Raw genomic sequence first — 18,885 nt, 5'->3', positions numbered from 1 at the left:
ACGGCCGGTAAGTAGGCCGCCTACATTCCGAGCATATCCGAAACTTGCCGGTCGGCAAGTAAGCAAGATCCTTGATGGGGGAGCCGAAGTGGCGGAGACCGCAGCCAGGCCGGTACGGCGGCGCGAGGTCATGGTGGTCCTACCGGGCCTGATGCTCGCGATGGTCCTGGCCATGCTCGACAACATGGTCGTCAGCACCGCGATGCCCCGCATCGTCGCCGAACTCAACGGCGTCACCCACCTCTCCTGGGTGGTGACCGCCTACGTGCTCGGCACCACCGTCTCCACCCCCATCTGGGGCAAGATCGGCGACCTGTACGGCAGGAAGACCATCTTCCTCGTCTCCATCGTCATCTTCATGATCGGCTCAGCGCTCTGCGGCATGGCCGGCTCCGACCTGCTCGGCGGCGCCGACGGCGGCATGACCCAGCTCATCGCCTTCCGCGCCCTCCAGGGACTGGGCGCCGGCGGCCTCATGGTCAACGCCATGGCCATCATCGGCGACCTGGTCCCGCCCCGCGAACGCGGCCAGTACCAGGGCATCATGGCCGGCGTCATGTCGCTGGCGATGATCGCCGGCCCGCTCGTCGGCGGCTTCATCACCGACCACCTCGACTGGCGCTGGGCCTTCTACGTGAACCTGCCCGTCGGTTTCCTCGCCCTGGCACTGCTCGCCGCCAAGCTGAAGCTGCCCAAGCTCCGCACCGAGCACCGCATCGACTGGCTCGGCGCCGCCCTGCTCTCCGTCGGCATCACCGCCCTGGTCCTCATCACCACCTGGGGCGGGAACGAGTACACCTGGGGCTCCCCGCAGATCCTCGGCCTGGCCGCCCTCGCCGTGGTCACCCTCGCCCTCTTCGTCCCCGTCGAGCGCCGCGCCGCAGAGCCGATCATGCCGCTCGGCCTGTTCCGCAACCGCAACTTCGCGCTGATCTCACTGATCGGCTTCCTGCTCGGCTTCGCCATGTTCGGCGCGATCAACTTCCTCCCGCTCTTCCAGCAGCTCGTCCAGGGCGCCTCGGCCACCAACTCCGGCCTGCTCATGCTGCCGATGATGGCCGCCGCCATGGTGGTCTCCCTCTTCGTCGGCCGCGCCATCACCGTGACCGGCAAGTACAAGATCTATCCGATCATCGGCGGCATCGGCATGGCGGTCGGCATGTGGCTGCTGTCGCTGATGGACATCGACACCCCCCTGTGGCAGACCGGCGTGTTCATCGCCGTCCTCGGCTTCGGCATGGGCTTCCTCATGCAGACCACCATGCTGATCGCCCAGAACAGCGTGGAGCAGAAGGACCTCGGCGTCGCCAGCAGCTCCTCCACCTTCTTCCGCTCCATCGGCGGCTCGTTCGGCGTCTCCTTGTTCGGCGCCGTCTTCAACAACCAGTTCACCGACAGCCTGACCGAGAAGTTCGGCGCGACAGGGGAGAAGCTCGCCTCCGGCGGCGGCCAGTTCCAGCCCGGCGCCCTGAAGAATCTCCCCGTCCCCATCCACGGCTTCCTGGAATCGCTGGCCGTCTCCATCTCCAGCATCTTCTGGTGGGCCATCCCGTTCGCCGTCCTCGTCCCGCTGCTGGCCGCCTTCGTCAAGGAGATCCCGCTGCGCGGCGGCCCCGAGCAGCCCGGTGACCGGGGAGGCGACCAGGGCCCCGGCGAGGACCCCGATGAGGCCGGCGAGCCGGGGAGCAGGCGGGGGAACGAGGCCGCGCCCGCCGTCCCGGCCGCCCTCGACTAGCCGCCGCACGCTCCCCGGCACACGCCGGAACGGCCTGCGACCGGCCCCAGGCCGCAGGCCGCGCACGGCGGAGGCCGCGGGGCCGGGGCCCCCGCGGGCCCCGCGCAACCGGTCCCCAGGCCGCGACCCAGCCGGTCCCCAAGTCGCGACCCAGCCGGTCCCAAGTCGGCCAGGACACGCTGAAGCCATGAACAGCACCGCAGCCGACACCGCAGTAAGCACCGCAGCGGCCGCCGGGTACTCCACCCGGCGTCCCTCGGCGGAAGACGCCAAGGCCATCCACGAGCTGATCTCCCTCTGCGACACGCAGGTGATCGGCAAGGCGGACATGACCCTGGACGACGTCATCGACGAGCTCAACGACCCCGCCTTCGACGCCGGCGAGGACGGCTGGCTCGTCCACGACGCCGACGGCCGACTGGTCGCCTGGGCATGGGCCCGCCGCAAGGGCGACAGCGACAACGTCGACATCGACGTGGTCGTGCACCCCGACGCCCAGGCCCTCACCGGCCGCCTCTGGGACGCCGTCACCGAACGCGCCGCCCAGATCACCACCGCCCTCGGCCACGACCACGCCGTCCTGGACATCGGCCTCTACCGGGAGGACAGCGGCAAGCGCGCCGTCGCCGCCGCCCGCGGCTTCGCCCCCGCCACCAGCTTCATCCGCCTCCTCGTCGACCACGAGGCACCGGTCACCGACCCCACCGCCCCCGCCGGCGTCACCCTCCGCAACGGCCTCACCGAGGAGGTGCGCCGCCAGGGGCACGCCGTCCAGCAGGCCGGTTTCGCCGAGCACTTCGGGTTCACCCCCAAGGGCTTCGACGAGTGGTTCTCCGACCTCGACGCCTCCAGCAGCACCGACTGGGCCCAGCTGGTCGTCGCCTGCGCCGACGGCGAGCCCGCCGCCATGCTGCTCGGCAGCAACATGTTCGCCGGCGACGAGAACTGCGGCTACGTCCGCCAGCTCGCCGTCCTGCCCGCCTTCCGCGGCCGGGGCCTGGGCCGGTTCATGCTCCGTACGGCGTTCGCCGCCGACGCCCGGCGCGGCCGGGCCGGCACGTACCTGCACGTCGACGCCAACAACAGCACCCCCGCGCTGGACCTGTACCTGTCGGTGGGCATGCGCCAGGTGCTGGCCATCGACGTCTGGCGCCGCACGGTCTGACCCGCCCGGCCGCCTCCGGCAGACCCGGCCACGCCCCAGGGGAAGGGGGCACGGCCGCGGCCGGGACCGGGCCTCGGCGGGCCCGAAGGACATGCGGGTACGGCTCAGCGCGAGAGCCGTACCCGCAACAGGGGCAGCGCGCACACGCCCGCCGCCACCGCCGTGACCGCCAGCGCCACCGCGGTGGCCGCGACCGACCCCCGGCTCAGATACAGCGTCCCGAACGTCGCCACACCCACCACCTGGCCCAGCTGCATCACCATCACGAACAACCCGCCGGCATCCGGCGCGTCGGCGGGCGCGACCCGGGTGAGCGCGACGGCCAGCACCGGGCTGAACGTCCCGGCCAGTCCCGCACCCGTGACGGCGAGCGCGACCGCCAGCAGCGGCCGCCCGCCCCCGGCCAGCGCCGGAGCCAGGCACAGGTAACCGAGCCCCGCCACGCCGAACGACACGACGATCATCCGGTGCTGCAGCCGCTCGGGGAGCCGCCGCCAGTTGAGACTGACCACGGCGAACGCCACCCCGGAGGGCAGGAACGTCAGGCCCGCCTCCACCGGGCTCGCGCCCAGCCGCCCCTGCAGGTGCAGCGCGACCGCGAACAGGAAACCGCCGTAGGTCGCCATCGCCCCGAACACCGCCAGCGCCGCCGGGGCCACCCCCGGCGCGCCGAGCACCCGCCCCGGCATCAGCGGCGCCGAGGCCCCCCGCTCCACCAGCACGAACACCCCCGCCAGCACCGCGCTCGCGGCCATCGCCACCCACCCCCACAGCGGCCAGTCCTGCTCGTGCCCCAGCACCAGCGGCACCACCAGAAGGCTCACCGCCAGCGAGAGCGTCACCAGGCCCGGAAGGTCCAGCGGCCGGCGGTCGCCGCGGCCTCCGGCGGGCAGCAGCCGGACCCCGGCGGCCAGCAGCCCGGCCCCGATCGGCACGTTCACCAGGAACACCGGCCGCCACGCGCTGCCCAGCAGGTCGGCCGAGACCAGCACCCCGCCCAGGACCTGCCCGGCGATCGCGGCCCCCGAGATCACCGCGGCGTAGAGGCTGAGCGCCCGGGCCCGCGCCGCCCCCTCGAAGTTCGTCTGGATCAGGATCAGCACCTGCGGCACCATCAACGCCGCCCCCACCCCCTGCACCAGCCGGAAGACGACCAGCTGCCCGGCCGAGGCGGCCAGGCCGCAGGCCAGCGATGCGGCGGTGAAGACCGCCAGACCGGACAGGAACAGCCGCCGCCCGCCGTACCGGCCGCCGAGCCGGGCACCGGTGACCAGCAGCATGGCGTAGGCCACGGTGTACCCGGAGACGATCATCTGGAGCCCGGACCCGGACGCGCCGAGATCGGAACGGATCACCGGGGAGGCGACGTTGACGATAGAGACGTCGAGAATCGCCATGAACTGCCCCGCGAGCAGGATCGTCAGCAACCACGGCGTGCGCAGCGCCGGGGAAGCCCCGGCAGGGGTGGAGATCGCAGTCATACGGCGATACTGCGGCCGCGCGGATACGGGTGGTGAGAGCCTGCCGATCCTGGTACCGGCAGCACCTGGCAGGCGGCCCACGCATCGGCCAGCATGGAAAGGTGACCATGCCCCCGTCCGGCCTCCGGCCCCCGCTGCCCCCGTCCGGCCCCCGGCCCGGAGTCCGCCCGGACGCCCCCGGCGCGGTGGACCGGCCGCGCGCACGCCGTACCGAACTCGCCGCCTTCCTGCGCAGCCGACGCGAACGCATCGGCCCGGCCGACGTCGGCCTGGCCCCGGGCCTGCGCCGCCGCACCCCCGGCCTGCGCCGCGAGGAGGTCGCCCAGCTCGCCGGGGTGGGCGTCACCTGGTACACCTGGCTGGAGCAGGGACGGCCGATCAACGTCAGCGTGCAGGTGCTCGACGCGATCTCCCGCACCCTCGGCCTCGACCATGTCGAGCACGAGCACCTCTACCGGCTCGCCGACGTGCCCGAGGTGGCCGACGCCGAGACCTCCCGGGGCCTGGAACCCGAGACGCAGCTCATCCTCGACCAGCTCGACCCGATCCCGGCCGCCGTCTACAACGCCCGCTACGACCTGCTGGCGTGGAACGACACCTTCGAGTGGATGTTCCCCCGGGTGACGGGGCAGCCGCCCGCCACCCGCAACGCGCTCTGGCAGCTCTTCGCCGGCCGCGACTGCTGCAACCCGGTGGTCAACCGGGAGGAGGAACTGCCGCAGATGGTGGCAACGCTGCGCGCCGGGTTCGCCCGGCACCTCGGCGAACCCGCCTGGACCGGTTTCGTCCGGCGCCTCTCGGCCGCCAGCCCCGAGTTCGCCCGCATGTGGGCCACCCACGACGTGGCCAGGCCCGGCAACCGGGCGAAGACCTTCCTGCACCGCGCCGTCGGGCTGATCCACACCGTCTCGACGAGCATGACCCTGGCCTCACCGCCGGAGACCCGCATGGTGGTCTACACGCCCGCCGACGACGAGAGCCGCGAGCGCATCGACCGGCTCCGCGCGACCGCGGGGGCGCCGGCCCCCGACCACGTCCACTGACCGGTCCGCGCCGAGCCGGGGAGGCCACCGGACCGGACACGGCGGGAACGCGTGACGCCCCGGGCCGCCGCCGTACGGCCCCGGCTCAGGGCGCCACGCGGTGCTTCGACAGATGGGCCAGGACCGCCTGGTTCGCCTCCCAGCCGTCCGGGAACTTCACCGGCACCCCCAGCTGCACCGGCTCCGCCGACGGATGCGCGTCCAGCAGCTCGGGAATGCCCGCCCGCGCCACCACGATGCACGCGTGCCGGTGCCGCGACGCCAGCACGCACAACCGCCCCGACTCCAGATGGAACGCCGTCGCGTCCCGCCGCCCCGAGAGCGGGTGCAGCACGATCGTCACGTCGTACTCCCGGCCCTGGAGCCGGTTGGCCGTGTCCACCGTGATCTCCTCCGGCACCCCCGCCGCCCGGATCGCCGCCACCTGGTCGCGGTGCGCCGCGCCGATCGCGATCCGGTCCGCGGTCACCGGATGGCTGCCCCGCTCCGAGTGCGCCACCGGCGCCCGCTGCAGCAGCCGCACCGCCAGCAGCGCGACCGCCCGCACCGCCTCGGCGTCGGTCCGCACCGTGTGCCGGCTCGGCAGCTCGTACAGCGCCCACCCCGACGCCGCCGCCTCCTCCAGCGCCCGGTCGTAGGAGGTACGCATGCCGTCCACCGTCAGCTCCAGCGACCGGTCCGCGTGCCCCGTCCCCGACCGGAACCCCGTGAACGGGTAGAACGCCTCCGACACCACCGGCGCCGCCGAGGCGGGCAACCGCCACGAGACCGGCAGCCGGTGCACCGGGAGATCCGGATTGTGCCGCAGCAGCACCGAGACCGCGCTCTGCACCGGATCCCACGACAATCCCGCCCACCGGTCGCCGTCCACGATCGAGAACGGGTCCAACTGCCCCGGATCGCCCACGAACAGCGCCCGCTCGAACAGCGACGCGATCCGCAGCAACTTGTCCGAGCGCATCTGGTACGCCTCGTCCACGATCGCCCACGGCCAGCTCCGGTCCCCGACCCACGCCCACTTGTCCGCCGTGGCGACCACCACCGCCGGGTCGCCCAGATCCGGCAGCTTGCCCGCCACCGAGACGTTCCCGTGCGCCAGAATCCGCTGCGGCGTCACGTACCCGCTCGCCGACAGGCGGCCGATCGACAGGTCCGGATGCTCCGCCGCCAGCCGGTCCACCAGGTCGTCGACCTGCTCGTTGGTCTGCGCGACGATCATCAGCGGCTCGCCCGTCTCCGCGACGTGCCCGGCCGCCCGCACCACCAGCGTCGACTTGCCCGCCCCCGGAGGGGAGTCCACCACCACGCCGCGATGGCGCGGCAGGTCCGCCAGCACGCCCGCCACCACGGCCGCCGCCTCCTGCTGCGGAGTCGGCGTCCCCACCACCCTGAGCGTCACGCCCACTCCTCCCGCGCGTCGTCGTCATCGGGCACGTACTCCGCCGGCGGGCCACCGTGGGTCCACGGCGTCTCCTCCGGATCCGGCAGCGCCGCCGACGTCTGGAAGTCGTCGGTCAGCGAGGTGTAGCAGACCCGCTCGCCCGGCTCGGGCACCGCCCCGGGCGCCGGGGTCCTCCCCCGGCCCATCCCCTTGGTGACCTTCAGGACGACCTCGCCGCCCGCGACCTCGACCACCTCCGCGCCGTGGCCCTTGCGGTCCGGGCTGCCCACCGCCGTGCCGGGCGCCAGCCGTACCGGATCGTCCGTCCGCACCGTCACCAGCGGCCGCAGCTTGCGCGAACGCCCCTCACCCTCGAATCGCTCGGGCTCCGCGGCCGTCACCACCCCGGCGAACGCCTCACCGCTCAGCCGGTACTCCGCCATGACCAGCGGATCGTCGTAGGCCCGCTGCACGTCGTAGGCCGCCCGCGCCCGCTCCAGTCCCGCCAGCCGCGCCGCCGCGCTCACCGCGCCGTCCCGGCGCGCCTGCGGCGGGCCGCCCTCGGCGATCCGCTCCGTGAACCGGGTGAACGACCCCCGGTCCGCCTCCCAGCGGTCCCCGACCCGCGACCCCTCCGGCAGCGCCCGCAGCAGCTCCACCGCCCGCCACACCAGCCGCCAGGTCGGCTCCAGCTGGGTGCGCAGCGCCTCGGAGATCCGCTCCACCGCCCGCGCCGTCGGCGCCTCCTCGTACGCCCGGATCGCCGGGCCCAGCACCTCGTTGTCGAACCCCGGATCCGTCGCAGGGCCCGCCGGAGGCCACAGCAGCGGGTCCTCCGCCTCCTCCGCCGCCCGCCGCCCGTCCATCCCCGCGGGTGGATCGATCCAGCCCAGCAGCGCCGCCAGGTTGGCGTCCTCCAGCCCGCTCTGCCCGGTCGCCCAGTGCGCCCCCAGCGCCTCGGTCGCCGCCAGCAGCAGCGACGAGCCCGGCTGCGCCGACCGGTCGGCGAAATACGTCAGCCACCGGCCCAGCAGCGGCACCGACGGATGCACCGGATACGGCCCGTCCGCCCGCCGGAACCGGGTGGAGCGCCCCAGCAGCCCGGTGAACGCCACCGCCGGCCGGTTCGGCACGACGATCTGCGGCGCGTCCAGGCACCGCTCATACGGCTCGCCGCTCTTCCTCTCCACCGTCTCCGTGGTCTTGCCGAACCCCTCGACGTACGGCAGCAGCACCTCGGCCAGCTCCCCGGCGAAGGCGAAGCGCAGATCCCGGTTCCGCGGCTGCGGCACCACCAGCAGCCGGGGATGCTCCGGATCGGTGCCGACCATCGCCCCCAGCGGGGCCGCGGCCTCACCGGCGAGCTTGAGCGGGACGAACACCATCGGCCGGTCCGCGACATGGCAGTGCCGCACCGTCGTGACCGGCTGCGCCACCCCGTCCCGCACCGCGCGCAACTGCGCCAGCGCCAGCAGCGCACTCATGCCAGGCACTCCTCCCGCAGGCGGTTCGCCAGCCGCAGGACACCGGCGATCTCCTCCTGGTCCTCGGCGGGCTCCACCGTCCCCTCGGCCAGGCCCAGCGCCTCGGACATCCCCGCCACCCCGCCGAGCCGGTCACGGACCTGGCGGCCGAGCAGGTCCGTCGAACCGCAGCTCCGCGCCTCGTCCCGGCAGAACATGCACAGGTCGCAGGTCGACAGGCAGTCCGGCGCGTACCGGGCCGGGACCTGCGACAGCGCCTCGGCCAGCTCGCCCGCCGACCGGGTCGGCACCCCCTCGGCATCCGGCGCCAGGGAGAACGTCAACCCCGGCGGGAGCCCCTCCAGCAGCCGGTCGACCCGGGTCATCCGGGCCAGCTGCCTCCTGAGCACCGCGAGCTGCCGGCGCACGTCCACCAGCGTCGCGACCGGCCGGTTGGCGAAGTTCTCCGGGCAGACGAGCACCACGTCGTGGGAGACCCGCTCCGGCGCGTGCCCCAGGTCCTCCAGCAGCGCCCGCAGCGCCAGCACGTAGACGGCCGACTGCCGGGCCGCCGCCGCCACCTTCTCGGGCTCCGCCTGGCCGTCGATCACCGCGAACGACTTGATCTCCACGATGTGGAAACGCCCGCCCAGCTGGAAGGCCAGCACGTCCGGCTCCAGATAGGAGGTGTGCCCGGCGATCTCCAGGCCCAGCAGCGGATGGTCGTAGAAGACCGCGCTGTCGTCGCGGTCCCGGACGGCCCGGTCGATCAGCGCCCGGGTGTGCGAGGCGCGCAGGTGCGAGCCGACGTTCTCCACGTCCTGGTAGCCGACCTGCGCGACCGGCAGCCCGAGCAACTCGCGCAGCAGCCGCAGCAGCTCCGCGCAGCCGTTCTCCTTCACCAGCGCCTCGAACGCGTTCCCCCGGGTGATCGCGAACTGCGACTGGCCGAAGGGGGCCGGGAAACCCAGGTGCCGGGCCGTACCGTCCTTGTCCACCCCCGCCGCGTCCAGCACCGCCCGCCGGGCGCACCCCGGGTTGGCGGCCAGCGCCGCGATGGCACGGGCGTCGTGCGCGCGCGGCGGCACCGGCCCGCGCAGCTCGTCCAGCAGCCGGTTCACCGGGCACCTCCGCCGTGCTCACTTCCGCCTGCGGGCCGTGCGGGGATCCGCCCGTCCGTGTCCGTCCGGACGGACCCCGGCGGCGTACGCCTGTCCATCAACAGGCCCCTCTCAGCGTGCTCAGCGCGGACACGCCGAACAGGCGCTCCACATCGGTCAGTTGCCCGCCCGCCCGCGCCGCCACCTCGGCCCGCTGCGCAGCGTCGGAGGCCGCGTGCACCTCCAGCTCGGCCCGGGCCGCGCGGATCACGGCCGCCGGGTCCACCGGGGCGAAGCCCTCGGCCCCGCCGGGGATGTTCTGCGCCATCCGGGAGAGCAGCCGGACCGCACCCGGCGGCGGATCCGCGAGCCGGACCAGGTGCTCGGCGATGCGGACGGCGGCGGTGAGGTAGTCGACGCGCGGGCTCAGCGGCCCCACCACCCGGGCCTCCAGCGGCCAGGTGCTGTCGGCCAGCAGCCCCCGGGCGGGGGAGAGGCGGTCGGTCAGCGCGGCGCACAGGTAGTACGGCCGGGCGTAGGGATCGCTGCGGAAGGAGCGCTCCTCGTCCCGGCGGAGGCTGGTGAGCTGCGGCCCGCGCAGCGCACCCGAGAAGAACGCCTCGTTCACCGTCACGACGAGCTTGGCCGCCGACGGCACGCCGAGCAGGAGCAGCGCCTGGTGCACCTGCTCCCGGATCGGCATCAGCGAGGTCCCCGGCTCCTGCAGCTCCCGCAGGCCCGGCACGATCGTCGCGGGGTCCTCGGCGACGATCGCCTCGTCCCAGGCCAGCTCGGCCCGGCGCAGATCCCCGCGCAGCACCCGGGCCCGCGTGTTGTCCCGCGCCTTGACGGCCCGCCGCACCTCGGCGCGGAGTTCGGCGATCCGCCGCTCCAGCGCGTCCAGTGATTCACTCACGGCCCGGATCGTAACAGGAGTTCCACGTGTCTCCCTTGAGTTCCAGCGATTTCCAGCATTAAAGTGCAGGCCATGTGGTGGTAGCGCTGAGGCAAGGGGGCATCGCGATGCGTAATCTTTCGCTGGGCCGGTCCGTTCACCTGCTGGACGTGGAAAACCTGGTCGGAGCCCCGCGCCCCGCCACCTCAGACGTCGTCACGATGATGGACCACTATCGCCGGCGTGTCCCCGCCAGCGGCATGGACCAGTACGTCGCCGCCGTCAACCACGGCGCCCTGGTCCCCGTCGGCCTCGCCCTCGCCGGGATCCAGATCCTGATCCGCTCCGGCCGCGACGGCGCCGACGAGGCGCTCTGCGAGGTGATCCGGCTGGATCACCTGGACGACCGCTTCGAGCGGGTGATCATCGGATCCGGCGACGGCATCTTCACCGAGCTCGCCGACTGGCTCCGCCGCCGCGGCGTCCAGGTCGTCGTGGTCTCCCGGCCGGACGCCCTCAGCCACCGCCTCCGCCGTACGGCGGGCCAGGTCATCCCCCTGGAACTGGCCGCCTGACTACGTCGCTCCCACAGGCGTGGGGATCGGTGCAGGCCAAGGAAGCTGATTGCGAACCTGACCGGTTCACCCCCACAGGCGTGGGGATCGGACGTTCAACCTGCCCAACTACACGGGTCAGCTCGGTTCACCCCCACAGGCGTGGGGATCGGGCGCCGGCCTCGGCACCGTCGAGGGTCCCGCGCGGTTCACCCCCACGGACGTGAGGATCGGAGCGGCGAGTGGACCGCCGAGCACCACGCCGCCGGTTCACCCCCACGGACGTGAGGATCGGGCGGACGGGGCCGGTGCTGCTGATGTCGATCACGGTTCACCCCCACGGACGTGAGATGGTGTCCCGCTAAGTGGTGTAGCAGAGATCTTGAAGTAGACCCTGGTCAGAAGGCGGCCATCGCGCGACTCTCCGAGTAGCGAAGCTCGAAGCGAGAGGCGACACGATGGCCCTGTCCCAGCATGACCTACTCCGCCTTCTGGAGTCACTGCGGACCGCTGATGGAATCGAGTTGATCCGCATCCTGACCCAGCGGATCATGCAGGAACTGATCGAGGCCGAGGCCACCGCCCGGATCGGCGCCGCACCGGGCGAGCACACCGACTCCCGCACCACCTGGCGCAACGGCCACCGGGAGAAGGTCATCACCACCCAGGCCGGTGACCTGGACCTGGCCATCCCCAAGCTCCGCGCCGGCAGCTTCTTCCCCAGCCTGCTCCAGCGCCGACGCCGCATCGACCAGGCCCTGTACGCGGTCATCATGGAGGCCTACGTGCACGGAGTCTCCACCCGCAGCGTCGATGACCTGGTCAAAGCGCTGGGCGCCGACAGCGGGGTCTCCAAGAGCGAGGTCTCGCGGATCTGCGCCGGACTGGACACCGAACTGACCGCCTTCCGCACCCGGCCGCTGGAGCACACCCGCTTCCCCTACCTCTACCTGGACGCCACCTACTGCAAGGCCCGCCTCAACCACCAGATCGTCTCCCAGGCCGTGGTCATCGCCACCGGCATCACCGAAGAGGGCGGACGCGAGGTCCTCGGGCTGATGGTCGGCGACAGCGAGACCGAGGTGTTCTGGAGCCAGTTCCTGCGCTCCCTGCGTGAGCGGGGTCTGACGGGAGTCCGCCTGGTGATCGCCGACCACCACAGCGGCCTGCTCAAAGCCATCCGCAAGGTCATGATCGGGGCCGGCTACCAGCGCTGTCGCGTCCACTTCCTGCGCAACGTCTTCGCGGTCATCCCCAAGGACTCCGCCGAAATGGTCGCGGCCACCATCCGCACCATCTTCGCCCAGCCCGCCGCACCAGCCGTCCGCGCCCAGCTGGACACCGTCGCCGACCTGCTCGGCCGCCAGTTCCTCAAGGTCAAGACCATGCTGCTGGAGGCCAAGGACGACCTGACCGCCTTCGCCGACTTCCCCGACCGGCATTGGAAGAAGATCCAGTCCACCAACCCGCTGGAGCGAGTCAACCGCGAGATCAAGCGCCGAGCCGACGTCGTGCAGATCTTCCCCAACCCCGAAGCCCTCGAACGGCTCACCACCGCCGTCTTGGTCGAGATGCACGACGAGTGGATCGCCTTCCCTCGCCGCTACCTGCCCGAAGGCAGCATGGACGAGCTCTATCCCGACAAACAGGCCCACGGCGAACTCTCCGCCCAGCGGACAGATCAACTTCGCGCGGCTACACCACTACAGGGGGCATGACCCGGACGTGAGGATCGGGCGGACGGGGCCGGTGCTGCTGATGTCGATCACGGTTCACCCCCACGGACGTGAGGATCGGTGAACGCGCCTGCGGAGAGCCGTCCTACCGGCCGGTTCACCCCCACGGACGTGAGGATCGGATCTCGGCGTCCTTCGCGCGGATCTCCTCGCGCGGTTCACCCCCACGGACGTGAGGATCGGGTCACGACTTCATCACGACACACAAGTCGTCACGGTTCACCCCCACGGACGTGAGGATCGGAAGGGCCCGGCCGGTTCTGGGGCTATTGGCATCGGTTCACCCCCACGGACGTGAGGATCGGCCCACGCCATCGTGATCCGGGCGCGTGTTGACCGGTTCACCCCCACGGACGTGAGGATCGGCGGGCGGCGGCGTTCATCTTGTCGATGTACGTCGGTTCACCCCCACGGACGTGAGGATCGGATACGAAAGGGTCCCACCTGACAGGTGGGACCCGGTTCACCCCCACGGACGTGAGGATCGGCTCCAACGACGAAGCCCCGGACTGCTCCGGGGCGGTTCACCCCCACGGACGTGAGGATCGGTCCGGGACGAAGCGGTGCCTGCCGCGGTAGGGCGGTTCACCCCCACGGACGTGAGGATCGGGTGGTCGGTTTCGTAGACGGCGGGGCAGGTGCCGGTTCACCCCCACGGACGTGAGGATCGGCGGGGGCTCCGCTTCCCCCACTCCCTCCTCCTCGGTTCACCCCCACGGACGTGAGGATCGGTCGCCGAGGGCCGGCAGTGGCTCGACGACCACCGGTTCACCCCCACGGACGTGAGGATCGGGTGCGCTGTGAGTGTATGCCGTGACCGAAACCCGGTTCACCCCCACGGACGTGAGGATCGGTCCGGTGTCCGGGGTCTGCATGGCGGGGTTTCCGGTTCACCCCCACGGACGTGAGGATCGGATCACATTGCCGAGAGCGCCCCGGACCATGAGCGGTTCACCCCCACGGACGTGAGGATCGGGGCTCATCCACGCGGACGATGTCCTGCCCGGTCGGTTCACCCCCACGGACGTGAGGATCGGTCGATCAGCAGCCGCGTGTTCTCGCGACTGGCCGGTTCACCCCCACGGACGTGAGGATCGGCTGGTCGCCCATGAAGCCCTGGCACAGATGCCCGGTTCACCCCCACGGACGTGAGGATCGGACCGGGCGGAGGCGGCACGGAGCCGGTGTCGACGGTTCACCCCCACGGACGTGAGGATCGGCGACACCTCCACCCCCTCCAAGATGAGCTGTGCGGTTCACCCCCACGGACGTGAGGATCGGGTCCGCGGGATGGCGAGCGTCGACGTCCGTACCGGTTCACCCCCACGGACGTGAGGATCGGCAACTAGCAAGCCAGTTAGCAAGCAGGCGGACCGGTTCACCCCCACGGACGTGAGGATCGGTTCCACCGGGAGCCGGACGACAGCCGGATCGCCGGTTCACCCCCACGGACGTGAGGATCGGGAGGCGGTCAGGCCCACACCGCCGCCCGCCGTCGGTTCACCCCCACGGACGTGAGGATCGGACGCAGGACACCGATCACGTAGACGGCGCTGACGGTTCACCCCCACGGACGTGAGGATCGGTGTTGGAGAGGCGGACCACTCGAAGGCCCGGTGGGTTCACCCCCACGGACGTGAGGATCGGGCGCCATAACCCGCCGCACATCGGAGTGCGTGCGGTTCACCCCCACGGACGTGAGGATCGGCTGGAGGCGCGGCAGCAGCGCCTCTTGGACGGCGGTTCACCCCCACGGACGTGAGGATCGGGACCTCGAATTCCAGGAAGCGGCGCGGGCGTTCGGTTCACCCCCACGGACGTGAGGATCGGGCGGTGGTGCTGGCCTACAACAACAGCGAAGACGGTTCACCCCCACGGACGTGAGGATCGGGTCCCGGTCACCACGGCCGGGTGCGCCTGCACCGGTTCACCCCCACGGACGTGAGGATCGGGGGCCGGCTGCACAACCCCTCAAACCATGATCCGGTTCACCCCCACGGACGTGAGGATCGGGCCATCAAGACGTCGAGTTCCCCGAACGCCCACGGTTCACCCCCACGGACGTGAGGATCGGATCACCTGGCTGATCCACACGATGGTGACCGGCGGTTCACCCCCACGGACGTGAGGATCGGTGCGGAACTGACCGCCGCCGACCCCCCCGCGGCGGTTCACCCCCACGGACGTGAGGATCGGGTCTCCGCCGAGCTTGGCCATAGCCGGTACAGCGGTTCACCCCCACGGACGTGAGGATCGGTCGCGGGCCATCTGCACGTTCCGGCCGATCGCCGGTTCACCCCCACGGACGTGAGGATCGGCCACCATCAAAGATCAGATCGTCACTTGGGGTCGGTTCACCCCCACGGACGTGAGGATCGGCCCTGCGCGAACCGCACGATCGCCGGAGACATCGGTTCACCCCCACGGACGTGAGGATCGGGAGATGACACACGACAGCCGCGGAGCCGAGACCGGTTCACCCCCACGGACGTGAGGATCGGCGGGTCGACCACCACGTATTGCGGGTGCTGATCGGTTCACCCCCACGGACGTGAGGATCGGGATCGCATACCTCGCGGCGTCCAGACTGTGGTCGGTTCACCCCCACGGACGTGAGGATCGGCAGGCACCACGCGCGGCCGCCATGATCATTGTCGGTTCACCCCCACGGACGTGAGGATCGGTCCTCTACTCCGGCCCCTACGACGAGCAGCTCCGGTTCACCCCCACGGACGTGAGGATCGGGCCTCGGGCAAGGACACCACCGCATGCGATGCCGGTTCACCCCCACGGACGTGAGGATCGGGCGGGCGGGGGCGGGCCGTACGCGCGGCGGGGCGGTTCACCCCCACGGACGTGAGGATCGGGGGAGACCGCGTTCGTCTCCATCCCCGCCTGGCGGTTCACCCCCACGGACGTGAGGATCGGCGGATCAGGATCCCCATGGCGTCGGGGAGGGTCGGTTCACCCCCACGGACGTGAGGATCGGTACAGCGTGAGGAGAGAGGCAAGGTCCTCCCGCGGTTCACCCCCACGGACGTGAGGATCGGCAGGACCCCGCCGACCGGACCAGCCCGACCGACGGTTCACCCCCACGGACGTGAGGATCGGTTGCTCGGCCAGCGAGGCGGCGGTCTTGTCGGCGGTTCACCCCCACGGACGTGAGGATCGGGGGTTCCTCTCCTGTTGGTAGCGGTGTTGCTACGGTTCACCCCCACGGACGTGAGGATCGGACTCCTTGAGCAGCAAGGATACGGTTCACCTGCACATATGCAAGCGACAAGATTTTGTCGGTGATCCAGTTTGCCGATATGAAAAATTCTCGTATTTTGAGGATTTTGGATGTTGCTGTGAACGAATAGATTTTGTCGGAGCGTTCTCGTATGCTCCTGATCCTTGACCTCTGCAGAAGCTCATCTGGGGTGCACGGGAGGGTGTATGGGCGAGTCTGAAGAACGGCTGTCCGTCGATCTGAGGTTGTGGGGTAAGTCGGGAGGGCTGGATAATCCTTATCCTTTGGTTTTTCACTTGCTGGATACTGCGGCCATGGCGACCGTCTTGTGGAGGGACTATCTCTCGCCAGGAACCGGTCGGTTCATTGCTGAGGGCCTTGGGATGGATGAGGAGGCAGCATGCAAGGTGGTTTCTCTCTGGGCCGGATTCCATGACATCGGGAAGATCATGGCCTGCTTCCAGAGTATGGATGAGGATGCTTATGCCAAGCTCGACGATTACCCGGCCGTCGAGGGCGAGAAGCGACGGCATGAGGAGGCCGTTCATATCTGGTTGGGGCAAGCCCTGGCGGGGCGGGGGTATGAGAATGGAACACCTCGGGCAAGCGCCTTTCAGGTTGCTCAGTTGCTTGGCGGGCATCACGGACGATTCTTAAGGCGGGATCACCGTGAATGTAGATTCTCTCCCGTGGAGATCCTTCCCGAGTTGGGGACCGGGAAATGGGAACATCAGCGTCAGGCTGTGTTCGACGCGGTGTATGGGCTTCTGGATCCGCCTGAGACTCCGGCGCAGGTGAAGTCGGACGTGGCGGTGCTGGTCTGCGGGTTGATCATCTTGGCTGACTGGCTGGTGAGCCAGGAAGAATATATCTCGGCCAGACTTGGCGAAGGGGAGGACACCGAAAAACATTACCGGCGTTCGCTGGAGACCGTTCCGCAGTTGATGAAGCACGCCGGCCTGGCCCCTGTACGGCTACGCGATGTCAATTTCGCGGAAGAGTTCCCCGAGATAGATGCTCCATACGACTTGCAGCGGTCGGTTGCAGGCAATCTCCCTGCTCTGCTTGCTTCCAGTCCAGGGATGCTGCTGATCACTGCTCCCATGGGGGAAGGAAAGACCGAGACCGCGTTGCACGGTGGGCGGTTGCTCGCTCGGGCGAGTGGTGCTTCCGGATTTTTGTTCGCGCTTCCTACGATGGCGACGACGGACCAGATGTACGTCAGGCTCAGAAAGTACGGTCAACGCCAGGCTGAGAGCGATGCAGCGTTGACCTTGTTGCACAGCATGTCATGGCTGAACGATGCTTACAGCGCCAAGGGAAGCGACAGCTCTGTGTTGTCGAACATCGTTGCCCCAGACTGGTTGCATGGAAGGAATCGGGGCCTTCTTGCCTCGATGGCCGTCGGGACCATAGACCAGGCGTTGATGGCCGTCCTGCCGCTCAAGCGGATGATGCTCCGGATGTTAGGGCTCTCAGGGAAGGTCTTCATCATCGACGAGGCTCATAGCTATGACACTTATATGCAGAGCCTGCTTGAAAGACTCTTGTCGTGGCTCGGGCATATAGGAGTCCCGGTGGTGTTGATGTCGGCCACACTTCCGAATCGGACTGCTGCTCGCCTGGCGGCCGCCTACATGCGAGGGGCGGGTCATGCCGACGCGGATCTTCCGAAGATCCACTACCCAGGCTGGGCATACATGGACGCCGGTACAGGAAGGACCGCATCGTTCACCGTCGAGAGCAGGACGCGAGACCTCCGTCTCGATGTCCGGCAAACACCGGTCATCCGGGGAGAGCTGGACCGCAGCGGGGCGCTTCAGGAACTACTGGCCCCTCTGATCGCGGAGGGAGGGTGTGCCGCCGTGATCTGCAACACCGTGGCCGAAGCACAGAACACCTACCGTGTCCTGTGCTCCTGGCTTGCCGATCTTCCTCCTGGGGGAAAGCCGGAACTGTCTCTGCTCCACGCCCGGTTCCCGGCCCGGCGTCGGGAGGAGATCACCAAGGAGATCACCCGGAAGTTCGGTAGGTGCGATGAGTGCCGGGAACTGCAGAGATGCGTGCACCGGCCGCGCGCCGCGATCGTAGTGGCCACACAAGTGATCGAGCAGTCGCTGGATCTCGACTTCGACCTGCTGATCAGTGACTTGGCTCCGATCGCGCTCCTGCTTCAGCGGGCGGGGCGTTGCTGGCGGCATGACGGGCGGTCGCGGCCGTCATGGGCCACAGAACCTCGCCTGGCGGTACTCCGTCCCAGCTCCGAATCCGAGGCCCTGGCGATTCCTGCCGCATGGCCGTTCGTCTACCATCCTTCGCTGCTCCGCCGTACGGATGCCGAACTCACGAAGATCGGGGACGGTGTCATCGCCATCCCCGGGGCCGTTCAGGGCTTGGTCGAAACGGTGTACAACGACGCGATCGAGACGGATGAGGATCTCGATCGGATCGGACGTGAGATGGCCGAGCTCGGCCTTGCCGAAATGGCGTCGATCCCTGAGCCGGAGCATGTGCAGCACCTGCACATGCTCACCTCGGCCGAGGTCGACGAAGAGATGGTGGCTACCCGTCTCGGTGCCGAATCGGTTCGGGTGCTGTGCGTTTACCAGGCGGCGGACGGTCGTCTGTCTCTCGACCCTCAAGGCGCACGCCCTCTCCCGGATCAGAACAAGCTGGACCGGCGCCAGATCAAGGAGATCCTGGCCGAGACGATCCCGCTCCGCGCCACCCTCGCCAAGGGGCGCACCGCTGTCAACGAGCCTCCCGCGAACTGGCAGAAGAACGCGTGGCTCCGTGACCTTGTCCTCATCCCTCTCCGGCTCGCCACCGACGGTGCAATGCGAGGAGAGCTTGGGACGAAAAGGTTCGAACTGGATGAAATGCTCGGTCTTCAAGTGAGTTCATAAGAACATGTCGCCACCTACCCTTGACGAGGAGGTGGTTCAGGCAGACGCTGAGGTCAGCGCCCAGTCCTACCGCTCAACGAGAGGGGTCCCTGATGTATGTGAGCGCGCAGTTGTCGCCTGGCCAGCTCTGCCGAGTAGTGACCACGGCACGAATCACGGCCTATCGCATCCTGGTCCTTGTGCTCATCGTATGG

11 protein-coding genes and 1 CRISPR repeat array are annotated in these 18,885 nt (G+C 69.9%); of the genes, 6 read left to right on the top strand and 5 right to left on the bottom strand.

From position 1 onward, the window contains the following. Window positions 1-88: 88 nt before the first annotated feature. Window positions 89-1,735, top strand: a complete 1,647-nt coding sequence (locus FHS22_RS25765; RefSeq protein ID WP_338047945.1) for an MDR family MFS transporter — start codon at window positions 89-91, stop codon at window positions 1,733-1,735. 187 nt (window positions 1,736-1,922) lie between these two features. After that, complete coding sequence (locus tag FHS22_RS25760) at window positions 1,923-2,900, top strand: GNAT family N-acetyltransferase (RefSeq protein ID WP_184945652.1); 978 nt, start codon at window positions 1,923-1,925, stop codon at window positions 2,898-2,900. A gap of 104 nt (window positions 2,901-3,004) precedes the next feature. Here FHS22_RS25760 and FHS22_RS39025 read toward each other — a convergent pair whose 3' ends face one another. Continuing rightward, window positions 3,005-4,381 carry an MFS transporter gene (locus tag FHS22_RS39025; protein WP_184945650.1) on the bottom strand — a complete coding sequence of 459 codons (1,377 nt, stop codon included), beginning with the start codon at window positions 4,379-4,381 and terminating at the stop codon, window positions 3,005-3,007. Between the two features lie 107 nt (window positions 4,382-4,488). Between FHS22_RS39025 and FHS22_RS25750 the strand changes: the two genes are divergently transcribed. Beyond that, window positions 4,489-5,424 (top strand): helix-turn-helix transcriptional regulator, encoded by a 936-nt coding sequence (locus tag FHS22_RS25750; RefSeq protein ID WP_184945814.1) that lies wholly within the window; start codon window positions 4,489-4,491, stop codon window positions 5,422-5,424. A gap of 85 nt (window positions 5,425-5,509) precedes the next feature. On the opposite strand, the gene FHS22_RS25745 is transcribed toward FHS22_RS25750, so the two are convergent. The 4 genes from FHS22_RS25745 to FHS22_RS25730 form a co-directional block, all read right to left on the bottom strand. Continuing rightward, complete coding sequence (locus tag FHS22_RS25745; protein WP_338047944.1) at window positions 5,510-6,823, bottom strand: AAA family ATPase; 1,314 nt, start codon at window positions 6,821-6,823, stop codon at window positions 5,510-5,512. Then, window positions 6,820-8,289 carry a hypothetical protein gene (locus FHS22_RS25740; protein WP_184945649.1) on the bottom strand — a complete coding sequence of 490 codons (1,470 nt, stop codon included), beginning with the start codon at window positions 8,287-8,289 and terminating at the stop codon, window positions 6,820-6,822. Before FHS22_RS25740 ends, FHS22_RS25745 begins: the two co-directional genes overlap by 4 nt. Next, window positions 8,286-9,389, bottom strand: a complete 1,104-nt coding sequence (locus FHS22_RS25735; protein ID WP_184945647.1) for a hypothetical protein — start codon at window positions 9,387-9,389, stop codon at window positions 8,286-8,288. The genes FHS22_RS25740 and FHS22_RS25735 overlap by 4 nt, the downstream gene beginning before the upstream one ends. A 97-nt stretch (window positions 9,390-9,486) precedes the next feature. After that, window positions 9,487-10,284 carry a hypothetical protein gene (locus tag FHS22_RS25730; RefSeq protein ID WP_184945645.1) on the bottom strand — a complete coding sequence of 266 codons (798 nt, stop codon included), beginning with the start codon at window positions 10,282-10,284 and terminating at the stop codon, window positions 9,487-9,489. 107 nt (window positions 10,285-10,391) lie between these two features. Between FHS22_RS25730 and FHS22_RS25725 the strand changes: the two genes are divergently transcribed. The 3 genes from FHS22_RS25725 (at window position 10,392) to cas3 (ending at window position 18,691) form a co-directional block, all read left to right on the top strand. Beyond that, on the top strand, window positions 10,392-10,838 hold the full coding sequence (locus FHS22_RS25725; protein ID WP_184945644.1) for an NYN domain-containing protein: 447 nt from the start codon (window positions 10,392-10,394) through the stop codon (window positions 10,836-10,838). Between the two features lie 437 nt (window positions 10,839-11,275). Beyond that, entirely contained in the window at window positions 11,276-12,535 is a 1,260-nt protein-coding gene (locus FHS22_RS25720; protein ID WP_420830012.1) for an IS256 family transposase, read from the top strand. Between the two features lie 50 nt (window positions 12,536-12,585). Next, a CRISPR array of direct repeats spans window positions 12,586-15,786; the repeat unit is 29 nt; unit sequence CGGTTCACCCCCACGGACGTGAGGATCGG. Between the two features lie 205 nt (window positions 15,787-15,991). Next, complete coding sequence (gene cas3, locus FHS22_RS25715; RefSeq protein WP_184945643.1) at window positions 15,992-18,691, top strand: CRISPR-associated helicase Cas3'; 2,700 nt, start codon at window positions 15,992-15,994, stop codon at window positions 18,689-18,691. The last annotated feature ends 194 nt before the right edge of the window (window positions 18,692-18,885 follow it).

Origin of the sequence: Thiemannella venezuelensis, from assembly GCF_014203605.1 — a bacterium.
Lineage (GTDB): Bacteria > Actinomycetota > Actinomycetes > Streptosporangiales > Streptosporangiaceae > Planomonospora_A > Planomonospora_A venezuelensis.
Note: the sequence above shows the minus strand (reverse complement) of the source record. Positions and strands in the feature narration are given on the sequence as shown.

Coding starts and splice junctions, on each gene's coding strand:
- FHS22_RS25760 (WP_184945652.1), top strand. CDS start 1,923: ATGAACAGCACCGCAGCCGACACCGCAGTAAGCACCGCAGCGGCCGCC.
- FHS22_RS39025 (WP_184945650.1), bottom strand. CDS start 4,381: ATGACTGCGATCTCCACCCCTGCCGGGGCTTCCCCGGCGCTGCGCACG.
- FHS22_RS25750 (WP_184945814.1), top strand. CDS start 4,489: ATGCCCCCGTCCGGCCTCCGGCCCCCGCTGCCCCCGTCCGGCCCCCGG.
- FHS22_RS25740 (WP_184945649.1), bottom strand. CDS start 8,289: ATGAGTGCGCTGCTGGCGCTGGCGCAGTTGCGCGCGGTGCGGGACGGG.
- FHS22_RS25725 (WP_184945644.1), top strand. CDS start 10,392: ATGCGTAATCTTTCGCTGGGCCGGTCCGTTCACCTGCTGGACGTGGAA.
- FHS22_RS25720 (WP_420830012.1), top strand. CDS start 11,276: ATGGCCCTGTCCCAGCATGACCTACTCCGCCTTCTGGAGTCACTGCGG.
- cas3 (WP_184945643.1), top strand. CDS start 15,992: ATGGGCGAGTCTGAAGAACGGCTGTCCGTCGATCTGAGGTTGTGGGGT.